Source organism: Terriglobia bacterium, from assembly GCA_036496425.1.
GTDB lineage: Bacteria > Acidobacteriota > Terriglobia > 20CM-2-55-15 > 20CM-2-55-15 > 20CM-2-55-15.
This window is the reverse complement of the sequence record DASXLG010000352.1, coordinates 1-12,193: the sequence shown is the minus strand read 5'-3', so window position 1 is coordinate 12,193 and position 12,193 is coordinate 1. Positions and strand designations below refer to the sequence as shown.

Here is a 12,193-nt window from a genome sequence, read left to right as displayed (position 1 = left end):
CAATCAACCCGTCAGATACTCGCAAATCGTGTTCACGGCTTCTTCTTCATCCGCACCGTCCGCGCGAACTCCGAGCTTCGATCCGTATCCGGCCGAAAGTAGCAGGATGCTCAAAATACTCCGCGCATCCGCTTCGGCCGGGTTCGTAACATTGGCGCCATCGGCCCTGAACAGCACAATGTTGCATTGAAACTGCGACGAAAGCTGCACCAGCTTCGCAGCGGCCCGCGCGTGAAGTCCGAGCCGGTGGCTGACCACCACCTCGCGCTCCTTCATGATGACTGTTTCGGCGCGAGCAGCTGGCTGGCGATGTAAATACTGCTCTGGCCCTGCTCTTTGACGATTTTTGCGGCCGCCGCCAGCGTCTGCCCCTCGCCGAGCTGCACAAACTTGATCAGCATGGGAAGATTCACACCGGTGACGACTTCAACTTTGTCATGGCCGAGAAACGTCGAAGCGATGTTCGTGGGCGTCCCCCCGAACATGTCCGTCAGGATCAATACACCGTCCGGTCCATTCACCCGATCGAGCGCCTTCTCGATCATTCCCGTCGCCATATCGACATCGTCGTGCCATCCCAGCGAAACGGCTGTGATGTGATGAATCTCTCCGACGATCATCTCCGCCGCATTCAGCAGCTCGATGGCCAGCCGGCCGTGCGTGACGATAAGCCCGCCGATCATGAAGGTATGTTAACCCTTCTTTTCCGAGTCCCGGTGTGAAACTTTGACGCGATATTTGTTGTTCTGGAGATGCTCGCCGATGGCATTCGCGATAAATACCGACCGGTGTCTTCCCCCGGTGCAGCCGATGGAGATAGTCACGTACGATTTGCCTTCTTTCTCATACTGAGGAAGAAGAAAGTCGATGAAGCTGTAAACGTGTTCGAGGAACTTGTGCGTCGCTTCGTGCGAATTCATGTATTCCTGCACCGCGGGATCGGCGCCGGTATGCGGCTTCAAGTCCGGAACGAAGTTGGGATTCGGCAAAAAACGCACGTCAAAGACAAGGTCGGAATCGATCGGCACACCGTATTTGAATCCGAAACTCACGAGTGAGACGAGCAGGTGCTGGGCCTGCTTTTCCTCGAACAGCCTTACCGCATGCTGCCGCAATTCGTGGATCGTGAACTGCGACGTATCGAGAATGGAATCGGCCATCTGGCGAATCGGCGCGAGCAGTTCCCGCTCCTGGGCAATCGCTTCCAGCACCGGCCGGTTCGGATCCAGCGGGTGCGGCCTCCGGGTCTCGCTGAAACGCCGGACGAGAACGGCGTCCGAGGCCTCGAGGAACCACAGCGACATCGCGAGAGCCGGATTTCGTTTCAATTCCGTATAGACGTTCGGGAACTCGCTCAGCGTCTGGCCCTCACGGACATCGATGACCATTGCAGCCTTCGCGGATTCGCCTTCCGATTTGACGACCAGTTCATAGAACTTAGGCAGGAGACCAAGCGGAAGATTGTCGACACAGAAGAAACCCCGGTCCTCCAGAGCCCGGAGGAAGGTGCCCTTCCCCGAACCGCTTAAACCGGTGATGATGATGAATGACGATGGCTGCATGTGAGAATTAGAACCCAACGGGAACGGGAATAGCCACAAAAGGCGCATAACGGTACGACAAAAAGCACAAAAGGTGAGGTTATGCGTGACGTCTTTGTGCCTTTTGTAATCTGCTATGTGCCTTTTGTGGCTATTCCCGTTCGACTTTTTTCAGGCTTCGGGTTCAATCCATCCGATGTTGCCATCCTTGCGTTTGAAAACGACGTTCAGGCGTTCGGTGTCGGCATTCCGGAAAACCAGAAAATCATCATCCGACGCCCCGATATGAACAGCCGCATCGTCGATGCTCATCGGCTTGGCGGCAACCTCATTCTGGCGAATGATCCGCGGCAAGCGCTCGCCGAGAACCTGCTCCACCTCGACAACCGAAGTGGTGGTGATGACCTCGCCATTCTTGTTGTGCCGCTTTCGCGTGACGTTGCGTTCCTTGTCTTTCAGGATCTGTTTTTCGACCTTATCAACGGCGGCCGCGACCGAGGTGTACATATCCGTCGAAACTTCTTCGGCGTGATAAAAATCGCGGCGTGTCTTGATGTTGAGTTCTGCGATATGACGCTGGTGTTTTTCAACCGTGAGAATGAAGTGGACTTCCTGAACCGCATCGATGACGCCATGCAACCGTTCAAGGCGGTCGGTGGCAAATTTCCGGATGGGTTCGCTGATCTCGATATGGCGGCCCGTGATGTCGATACTCATAGACGATCCTCCCTGGAGGACGCCTCGAGCTCAAGCCCGAGGCCTACGATCTGATGCGACGCTGATGTGTACTCGGAATCCTCAAGTCTTCCCGGTATTTCGTAATGCTCCGGCGCGTAACGGAGATACCCTCCTCTTTCAACATCTGTGCAATCTTCTCATCCGTCAGAGGGCTGCGCGGATCCTCGCACTCTATAAATTTCTTGACCTTGCGTTTCACGATCAGCAGCGACGTTCCGTTCCCCAACGGACCGTTCACCGCTTCCGAGAAAAAGTAACGCAATTCGAAGACGCCCTGCGCCGTATGGGCGAACTTGTTGGCAACGGCCCGGCTGACTGTCGACGGGTGCACCCCGACTTCTTCCGCGACATCCTTGATCATCATCGGCTTCAGCTGATCGATACCTCTGTCCAGGAATTCACCCTGGCGGCGAATGATGGCTTCGCAGACTTTGACAATGATGTGCTTGCGCTGTTCGATGTTCTTCAGCAGCTGCACGGCCGATTTGAAGCAGTCCTTGACGTAATTCTTGACGTCTTTGTTGAGCGAATCGCGCTCCAGCATGTGCCGGTAGGTGGGACTGAGCCGCAGCTGTGGAACTTCGTCTTCGTTGGTGACGACGGTGTACTGGCCGCCCACCTTCACGATGAAGACATCCGGTTCGATCAAGCGGGGCTGCGACCGATTGTATTTCTGGCCGGGCCGCGGATCGAGTTGCTTGATGATCTCGACTTCCTCCATGATGGCACTCAGCGGTTTGTTGAGCGCCTTCGCGATTTCCTTGAACTGCTTGTTCTGGAGTTTGTGAAGGTGGTCGCGAACGACATCGACGGCGAGGCTTTCGTCTTCGCCGATAAACTTCAGCTGGATCAGCAGGCATTCGCGTAAATCGCGAGCCGCGACGCCGGGAGGATCGAACTGCTGCACGATCTCGAGGGCCTTCTGGACATCTTCAAGCGCGTGCTCGCCGCTTTCGGCGATCTCTTCCAGGATAATCGGGATCTCGCGGCCACCTTCGTCGACGGCACACAGGTACCCGTCTTCGTTCAGGTTTCCGATGATCGAATGGCAGCCCAGCCGGATGTTTTCTTCCATGGTGGCCAGACCCAATTGCCATTCGAGATGGTCTGTCAGGGTCTGGGGCTTGGCCAGGAAATTCTCGAACGACGGCTTCTCGAAAATCTCGGTTTCACGCGGACGGGAGGCACCGTCATTCAGGTACTGATCGAAGCTTTGGAAATCGATGTCCGCGTAGGGATCATCGGCAGCCGGTTCCGGTTCCTGCGGGGCCGCGGCCTCGATTGTTGCCTCGGGCGTGGCTTCAGGCTCGGTAACGCAGTGGTCCCGTTCCGCAGCTTCCCGGAGCGACTGGTATTCGGCATCCGTCCCGTCGACATCGCCTCCGGCGGATTGAGCCGCCTGTTCGGGGCTGTCCTGCCCCAGCTCGATCTCGGGAGTGGTGCTCTCGACGATTTCGGTTCCTTCCTCGAGCACAGGATTCTGAACCAGCTCCTGCTGAATCATTTCCGTCAATTCGAGCTTATTCAGTGTCAGCAAGCTCACCATCTGGACGAGTCCGGGGGTGAGGACCTGCTTTTGCGCGAGTTTTGTAACTAACTTGAGATCCTGAAACGCCATAATTAAGAGCTACTTCTAATTTAGACTGAAATGCTCTCCCAGATAAACCCTCTTGACCTCGCTGTCATTTCCGAGTTCCCTGGGGGTGCCGGATCGAAAAATCGATCCATTGTTGATGATATAGGCGCGGTCCGTGACCTGCAAGGTTTCTCTGACGTTGTGGTCGGTGATCAAAACCCCGATCTGCTTGGATTTCAAATGGTTAATGATCTTTTGGATCTCCAGTACCGTAATCGGATCGATTCCCGAAAACGGTTCATCCAGCAGAATAAACTTTGGAGAAATGACCAGCGATCTTGCGATTTCCACCCTGCGCCTCTCACCGCCCGATAACGTATCCGCGAGACTCTTTCTCACGTGATCGATACCAAATTCGTCGAGCAACCCGTCCATCCTCTCCGTGCGCTCTTTGCTCGAAAGCGGCAGCGTCTCGAGGATTGCCATAATGTTGGCCTCGACGGTCAACTTACGGAACACTGATGCTTCCTGTGGCAGATAACTGATTCCATTCTTTGCCCGCAAATACATGGGAAGATCCGTGATGTCGTGCTCGCCAAGCAGCACAGAACCCGAATCCGGCCGCGTCAATCCGACGATCATGTAGAACGTCGTCGTCTTACCGGCTCCATTTGGTCCTAGCAATCCAACGACCTCTCCCTGGCCGACACCCAGACTCACACTCTGCACGACTTTGCGGCCCTTGTAAGATTTGGTGACTTCTATGGTGCGCAGTGCGGTCATCTATTGTTGTTTCTTGACTGGGTGCTGCGTGACGGTGTGCTCGCCGTCTTTGCTCTGAACCAGGACATTCTGCCCCTTATTCCGCATCTCCGCGGTAGGGCCCTGCAGCAGGCCGTGTTCGATATCGCGGACTTTTGCCGGCTTTCCGTTCAGCGTAACGAGATTTGTCGCCGCCTCGTAAACCGCGCGGTCGCCGGTTCCGATCTGATCTTCGCGCGTGACCTTTACGCCGCCGGTCGCGACCATGTCCGTGACCATATTGTCCCGGAAATGAACCACCATGTCTGGCGCTTCGACGATCATATCCTGCTTTCGGGCGCTGACATGCCCGGTATAGTGAATCGTGCCCCCGTCCTGGTCGTAATCGAGAGTATCCGAAGTCGAGCGCACATTCTGAAGCGTGGATTGCACTTTTCCGCCGGGGGCGGCTTCCGCGTGGACCTTGCTGTTCTGGTCCCCCATTCCGGAGGCCTTCAGCCGGTCCGATTTGATGTAAGTGTCACCACGCCAAAGCTGCACACTTCCCGTATACAGCATCGAGTCGGAGCCGCCTTCGGCGCGCGCGGCTTTGACCAGGATCTGTTCGTCGGAATTCTTCATGACGGTGGACACATTCTTCGTCGCAATGAACGAGTTGTCCTTCTGGTTCAAGCGAATCTGTTCCGCCTGGAGATGCTTTTCGGAGTCGTTGACCACAGGGGAGCCGTCCAGAACCACGACGTCGCCGCCGTCTTCAAAGCGCCCCCGTTGCGCATGTCCCTCATACTGCGGGCTGCGAAACTGAAAGTGTCCTTTCTGGACGAGTTCGATGAGCATATTGGTGCGGCTGTCGAAGCGGGCATCCATCTGATCCGCCGAGCTCTCCTGGCCTCCTTGCTTTTTCATATTCGCGGGGCGAGGGGTACTGAAGGTGACGGCATCCTCGGCGTTCTCGATATGGAACTCTCGCCCCTCGATGGTCGAGTCACCGAGCTTCAGGACCGACTTATCCCGTGTCTGTACGGTACCGCCCGCATTCGTCCAGATTTCGGACGACTCGAGAGTCTGATCGTTCCCCATGATCATCTTCGCATTCTGGCGGGCATCGGCAACATCTACTTTCCCCCGATTGAAAGTGGTGTCGATCTCGGCGCCCGTCAAGCGCTGCTGCTGGTCCCCGGCGGCCTTTTCCATCTCCGCATGACCCCGCGTGAGGACGCGCTCGGCGTTTCCTTCGGGCGAAATGTCGGCGTTCAGCCAATCGCCCTTGATTTTCAGGACTTCCCTGCCGTCTTTCGGATGGGATTCTCCCGTGACTCCATCCTGAAGCGTTATCGTCTTGGGCTTGAATGTCCCGGGCGTCAGCTCCGATCGGCCGGATGTTCCGCGCATCCAGCCGGTGGGCGATTGGATGTAGACACCCCCCGCCATCGTCGTCCAGTTTTCCTTTTCTTGAAAAGCAGCGGTGCCGGTTTGCAGTTCGGTGTGTTGCGGCGTATCGACTTTGACGTGGCCGTAGAGATTCAGCAGGCCGCTGTTGAAGCCGTAATCGAAACGGTCCGCCTCGCCGGTTGTGCCTTCCTGCTCGAGATGCGCATGGCCGGGCGAAGTCGCAGCGCCGGTCTCATGGTTATAGAAGAGCTCTTCGGTATAAATGGTCGTCCGGGGATCGAGCTGAATCTGCACGTTCTCGTGGCATTGAAAATCACTTGTATCCTGGTCATAGATGCAGTGCTTTCCGCGAATCGTCCGCGTCGGAACCTTGTCCGTGGCGCCATAGACCGTCACATCGACATCTTCGAGCATGCTCTTGTTGCTCTTGTTGTCTTTGACTCCCAGATAGGTCTTGGCTCGAACGGTGTAGGAGGTGCGGCCGCCTTCCGTTTGTGAGAACGTGAAACCGTCGGTATGAACAGATGCGCCGGCCGGTAATTGACGCCCCTGCCTGGGTTGGGCTGGCTTCGGCTCATGCCGCATGAAGTAATTCCACGTCGGAATCGCGATCAACACCGCAACGACGATCGGCAGCAGCAGTTGCAGCGACCGCACTAATCTGTGTGTGAAGATCCGTTCTAAACGCATGTCTGGCAGATTGCCGTCTACTCGTCGGTGACGCAGCCGAAGCTGGCGTTCTTGACCGCCCGGATGTACTTTGCAAGCGTCCCGCGTGTCGCTTTGAACGGCGGCATCTTCCAGGCATTGCGGCGGGCGGCAAGTTCACTTTCCGGAATATCCAGCGTCAGCAGATTTTTTTCGGCATCGATCGTGATGCGATCGCCGCTCCGGATCAGAGCAATCGGACCGCCTTCCTGCGCTTCGGGCGTGATATGCCCGACGATGAAACCGTGAGAGCCGCCGGAAAAACGGCCGTCGGTGATCAGCGCCACGTCTTTGCCGAGGCCCGCGCCCATCACTGCCGAGGTCGGCGTCAGCATTTCCGGCATTCCCGGCCCGCCTTTCGGTCCTTCATAACGAATGACGATCACATCGCCCTTCTGGATTTCCTTGCGCTCGAGCGCGTGCAACATGTCTTCCTCTGAATCATAGACCTTGGCCGGACCGGAGAATCGCAATCCTTCCTTGCCCGTAATTTTCGCTACGGCGCCCTCCGGAGCGAGATTGCCCTTCAGAATCTGCAGGTGCCCGCGAGAGTGAATCGGGTTCTTCAACGGCCGGACGATTTGCTGATCTGCGGACAGGCCGGGCAGGTCCTTCACATTTTCCCGCACCGTCCTGCCGGTCACCGTCATGCAGTCGCCATGAATCAGCCCCTCCGCCAGCAACACTTTGATGACTGCGGGAATGCCCCCCACGCTATGCAGATCTTCCATCACGTAATAGCCGCTCGGCTTGAAATCCGCCAGCAGCGGTACGCGATCGCTGATCCGCTGAAAATCGTCGATCGTCAACGGCACGTCCACCGATCGAGCCATCGCGATCAAATGCAGAACGGCATTTGTCGAGCCGCCCAGCGCCATGATCAGGACGATTGCATTTTCGAATGCCTCGCGCGTCATGATGTCGCGCGGCTTCAGATCGAGTTCGAGCAGCTTGCGAATCGCAGCCCCGGCGCGCAAACATTCATCCAGTTTCAATGGATCTTCCGCCGGAGTCGACGAGCTGTAAGGCAGCGACATACCGAGCATCTCGATAGCCGATGCCATGGTGTTCGCCGTGTACATGCCGCCGCAGGCGCCGGCGCCCGGGCAGGCATGGCGCACGATCTCCGCCCGCCGTTTGTCGTCGATCTTTCCCGAAAGATATTCGCCGTAACTCTGGAACGCGGAAATGATGTCGAGTTTCTGCCCCGCGCTCGAACCGGCCCGGATCGTTCCGCCATAGATCATCAACGAAGGACGGTTGAGCCGTCCCATTGCCATGACGCAGCCGGGCATGTTCTTGTCGCAGCCGGGAAGCGAGACATTCGCGTCATACCATTGCGCGCTCATCGTGGTTTCGATGGAATCGGCGATCAGATCGCGCGACTGGAGCGAATAGCTCATACCGTCGGTCCCCATGGCGATGCCGTCGCTCACGCCGATCGTGTTGAAGCGATAGCCGACCAGGCCGGCTTCCTGAACCCCCTCTTTAACCTTTTCGGCAAGATGCAGAAGATGCATGTTGCAGGAATTCCCCTCGTACCAGACGCTGGAAATGCCGACTTGAGGTTTCTTCATGTCCTCGTCGGACAAGCCTGTCGCATAAAGCATGGCTTGCGAGGCGCCCTGGGATTTCGGCTCGGTGATTCGCGAGCTGTATTTGTTCAATTGCGCAGTCATAGACGCTCATTATGACTTAAAATCCCGCTGTCACGGGGAATCACTTCAATGAGCAAAAAGAACCTTTCTCGCCGTCATTTCTTCGCCGCTGGCGCAGCTGCGGCGGTATCCACAGCAGCCTCCGCACAGGTTCCGGTGGTGAACCTTGGGCCTGAGCAGGATTTGCTGCTGGTCAATGGCCGCATTCACACCATGGATAACCGGGACACGATCGTCAGCACGGTCACGATCCGGAACGGGCGTTTCATTGCGGCCGGCAATACGCGGCCTGCGACACAGACCGGACTGCGGGTGATCGATCTGAAAGGCCGGACCGTGGTGCCCGGACTGATCGAAGCGCATATCCATAGTGTGAGCCTGGGCAACCGTCCGGGATATCACACGATTCTCGAAAACACGGCATCGGTCCGGGAGATTCAGGAAGCCCTTGCGGCCCGGCGGAAAAACGTGCCCGAAGGACAATGGATCACTTCGATGGGCGGATGGCATCCGAACCAGTGGGCGGAACACCGGCATCCCACCCTTCGCGAACTCGACGATGCCGTTCCCGACCGGCCTGTCTTGCTCTACGAAAGATTCACCGGACCATGCGCCACGAACAGTCTCGGCAAGGCCTTCTTCGATGCCGCCGATGCCGCTCCGCCTGTCCATCCGGCGATCGTCAAAATAAACGCTTCGCAGACCGGAGCCATCGCCGCCGCCACTCAAACCGGCGGAGGACCATCGGCCAGCGCGCTTTTTCACCTGCGGCGCATGCAGACATTCGAAGACAAACGGCGCAGCACTCTCGATGCGATGAATTATTCGGCGAGCGTCGGCCTGACGACGCACCTCGACCAGGTGCTGTTTCCGACACCCGGTCCGCTGCATCCGAATCAGATTCTTTCGAACCTCGATCAGTACCGGATGTACGACGCCTGGCTTTCGCTGCATCGCGAAGGCAAAGCCATCATCCGGCTGCAGACGAATTTTCTGCAGAACCAGAACGATCCGCAGTTGCCCGAATTGAAGGAGCGGCTCAGAAACCAGTTTCAGTTCTTCGGCGACGACATGATGATGACCGGCGCCATCGGAGAGTGGGCCGCACCGCTCGGAGCCGGTGCGGTCTGGCAGGAAGCGCAGCGCCTGGTGGGCCAGGCCGGATGGCGCAACGAAAACGCGGTTCAAAACCTCGCCGGCTTGACGCAGGTGGTGGACGCGTATGAAAAGGTCAACAAAGATTTCGATATCACGAACCTGCGCTGGGTGGTCCACCACGTACCGAATGTCACTCCTGACCTCCTGACGCGCCTGCAACGGCTCGGCTGCGGCGTGCAGATGGCCGCCTTCCGCTGGGTGACATCAACCGATCCCAACGTAACGGCCGGCGCGCCATTCCGCACTATTCTGGATCACGGCATTCAGGCCGGCATGCATGGTGATGGGGTTCACATCTCGCCGCTGAATCCGTGGCTTCACATTTATTACGCCACCACCGGCATCAACTCTTTCGGTGCCCAGGTCAACGCCGGTCAACATCTCACGCGGCAGGAAGCGCTGCGTCTTTTCACGCGCGGCAACAGCTGGTTTTTGCGGATGGAAGACAAAGCCGGTTCCATCGAGCCGGGGAAACTCGCAGACCTCGCCGTGCTCAATAAAGATTACTTTGCGGTGAACGATTCGGACATCAGGCAAATCCGGTCGGTAATGACAATTGTCGGCGGAAAAGTCGTCTACGAGGCGGGAGTGTCATAGGTCTCCGTCCAAGGTTTCCTGAGCCGGCGATGACAAATTCCCCGACCTGGCGACGCATTCCGCGTCATCTGCCGTCGCGGCCGCGCTGAACCCATTGTGTTCGCTTGCCGATAGCTTGAATCCAGGCGCGTGGCAACCGACGTGCCTGTTTCTGCGTAAGAGAACGGTAAGTAAAGGACGAGGTCCCCATGCCATCGGTCGTTACCTGGCGATGTAGCTGCGGACGGCGCTACAGAGCTCAGTTTGATAAAGCCGACAACGTTTCCAAGACCGCCTTTCAGTGCCCCTATTGCGAACACACAGAGAAAGGCCCATTCTCCGGCGCTGCGATCCAGGTTCAGGATGAAATCGGAAAGTGGCTTTCCATTGGACCACAAACCGGAATCAACGAAGGTTCTCGATAAGATCACGTAGACAAAGTTGTTTTAGCCGCAGATTACGCGGATGCCGATGGGGAGCCGCATCTGCGTCATCCGCGTAATCTGCGGCTGAAACCCGTCCATTCACGTGTAAATGATTGTTAAGCCTGACGCCCGCACCTAAACGACAGACTTATAATCGAGTCCAAGCACGGAGGAGAGAAAGTCATGAAGCGGATCCTTATCGCCGCACTCACGTTCGGCGCGTGCGGCTTGCTTGCTCAAAATCAAATCATTCAGCAGAAATCAGCAGAGCTTAAGAACGACGCTGGTATCGAATTCGTCCAGATCCAGCCAGGCCAATTCATGATGGGCTGTTCTGTCGGGGACATCGATTGCAATGCCGATGAGCGGCCGATCCATCAGGTTCAACTCAGCAAGCCTTACCAGATCGGAAAATACGAGCTGACCCAGGCTCAGTGGCAAAGCGTGATGGGCTCCAACCCCAGCACGATCAAGGGCGACGACCGTCCGGTCGAAACCGTCAGCAAAGATGAAGCGCACGAATTCCTGAATCGCCTGAACGCGCGCAATGACGGCTATCACTACCGGTTGCCGACAGAAGCGGAATGGGAATACGCAGCCCGCGCCGGGTCTGCAACACCCTACGCCGGGAAACTTGATGAGATTGGCTGGTACAACGGCAATTCCGACGACGAAACGCACCCGGTCGGCCAGAAGAAACCGAATCCGTGGGGCCTGTACGATATGGAAGGCAACGTCCGGGAGTGGGTCGAGGATATGTACTCCGCGAACTACTACAAGACCAGCCCTGCCGTCGATCCGACCGGTCCGGCAGGCGGTGGGGGCGGACGTGGAGGCCGTGGCGGACGGCGCGGTGGTCGTGGCTTTGGCGGCCGCAGAGGGAATTTTGGCGGACCGCCTCCCGGAGGCCCTCCGACGGACGGAACACCTTCTCCGAATGGCCCGCCGCCAAACGGCGCGCGAGGCTTCGGCGGGGGGCGAGCAGGACGTGGAGGACCTGACGGACAACGGGGCGGCGGCCTGGTTCGAGGCTTGCCGGTAATACGCGGCGGCGCCTGGGACAATCCCGCGACTTATCTGCGCGTCTCGGCCCGTTACAGTTATTACGGATCCACCCTCAGAGTCAGTGATCTGGGTTTCCGCGTGGTTCGTGAACCGGAGGTGAAGCAATGAAAAAGACTTCGATCGCTATTTTGTTTGCCGCGCTGTTTACGGCTTCGATTCCCTTGTGGGCGCATCATTCATTCCAGGCCGAGTACGATCAAAGCAAGCCGCTCACCTTGGTCGGCAAACTCACGAAGGTCGTCATTGAGAACCCGCACGGGTGGATTTATCTGGATTCCAGGAATGCCCAGGGCCGCGTCGTCAATTGGGCGCTGGAGATCCCGGCGCCCAATGTCGTCGCCCGGAACGGTTTTGACCGAACGATCTACCAGACGCTGATGAACAGCGGCGAGGAAGTCACCGTCACGGCGTACGCCGCCTGGGACGGCTCCAAACATGCCTGGGCCGGCGGCCTGACGCGAGCCGACGGCCGGACGGTGATCACCCTCAGTGGCATACCCGGACAAGGCGGTGGCGGCCGTCGCGGCGGCCCTCCTCCGCAGTAGCTGGGGGGGGTCGCACACCTGAATTCCTGTATTTCGGAATTCAGGTGTG

General features: G+C 57.6%; 11 protein-coding genes. 3 read left to right on the top strand and 8 right to left on the bottom strand.

Annotated elements, in window-relative coordinates; translation table 11 throughout:
* Positions 1–3 precede the first annotated feature (3 nt).
* The 8 genes from VGK48_25750 to ilvD all read right to left on the bottom strand — a co-directional run bounded on the left by VGK48_25750 (position 4) and on the right by ilvD (position 8,396).
* Positions 4–276, bottom strand: coding sequence for an HPr family phosphocarrier protein (locus tag VGK48_25750; GenBank protein ID HEY2384596.1), 273 nt, complete (start codon positions 274–276; stop codon positions 4–6).
* Entirely contained in the window at positions 273–683 is a 411-nt protein-coding gene (locus tag VGK48_25745) for a PTS sugar transporter subunit IIA (GenBank protein ID HEY2384595.1), read from the bottom strand. The genes VGK48_25750 and VGK48_25745 overlap by 4 nt, the downstream gene beginning before the upstream one ends.
* Before the next feature lie 9 nt (positions 684–692).
* Entirely contained in the window at positions 693–1,562 is an 870-nt protein-coding gene (rapZ, locus tag VGK48_25740; protein HEY2384594.1) for an RNase adapter RapZ, read from the bottom strand.
* A 150-nt stretch (positions 1,563–1,712) separates the two neighbouring features.
* Positions 1,713–2,258: a ribosome-associated translation inhibitor RaiA gene (gene raiA / locus VGK48_25735; GenBank protein ID HEY2384593.1), complete on the bottom strand. Its 546-nt coding sequence runs from the start codon at positions 2,256–2,258 to the stop codon at positions 1,713–1,715.
* A gap of 43 nt (positions 2,259–2,301) precedes the next feature.
* On the bottom strand, positions 2,302–3,897 hold the full coding sequence (gene rpoN / locus VGK48_25730) for an RNA polymerase factor sigma-54 (GenBank protein HEY2384592.1): 1,596 nt from the start codon (positions 3,895–3,897) through the stop codon (positions 2,302–2,304).
* Positions 3,898–3,912: 15 nt separating this feature from the next.
* Positions 3,913–4,638 (bottom strand): LPS export ABC transporter ATP-binding protein, encoded by a 726-nt coding sequence (gene lptB / locus VGK48_25725; protein ID HEY2384591.1) that lies wholly within the window; start codon positions 4,636–4,638, stop codon positions 3,913–3,915.
* A complete protein-coding gene (gene lptC / locus VGK48_25720; protein ID HEY2384590.1) occupies positions 4,639–6,666 on the bottom strand; it encodes an LPS export ABC transporter periplasmic protein LptC in 2,028 nt (675 codons plus the stop codon).
* A 50-nt stretch (positions 6,667–6,716) separates the two neighbouring features.
* Complete coding sequence (gene ilvD, locus VGK48_25715) at positions 6,717–8,396, bottom strand: dihydroxy-acid dehydratase (protein HEY2384589.1); 1,680 nt, start codon at positions 8,394–8,396, stop codon at positions 6,717–6,719.
* Positions 8,397–8,444: 48 nt separating this feature from the next.
* Between ilvD and VGK48_25710 the strand changes: the two genes are divergently transcribed.
* From VGK48_25710 to VGK48_25700, 3 genes are all read left to right on the top strand, one after another.
* Positions 8,445–10,130 (top strand): amidohydrolase family protein, encoded by a 1,686-nt coding sequence (locus tag VGK48_25710; GenBank protein ID HEY2384588.1) that lies wholly within the window; start codon positions 8,445–8,447, stop codon positions 10,128–10,130.
* Positions 10,131–10,717: 587 nt separating this feature from the next.
* A complete protein-coding gene (locus VGK48_25705; GenBank protein ID HEY2384587.1) occupies positions 10,718–11,707 on the top strand; it encodes a formylglycine-generating enzyme family protein in 990 nt (329 codons plus the stop codon).
* Positions 11,704–12,144 (top strand): DUF6152 family protein, encoded by a 441-nt coding sequence (locus tag VGK48_25700; protein ID HEY2384586.1) that lies wholly within the window; start codon positions 11,704–11,706, stop codon positions 12,142–12,144. The genes VGK48_25705 and VGK48_25700 overlap by 4 nt, the downstream gene beginning before the upstream one ends.
* Positions 12,145–12,193: the final 49 nt, after the last annotated feature.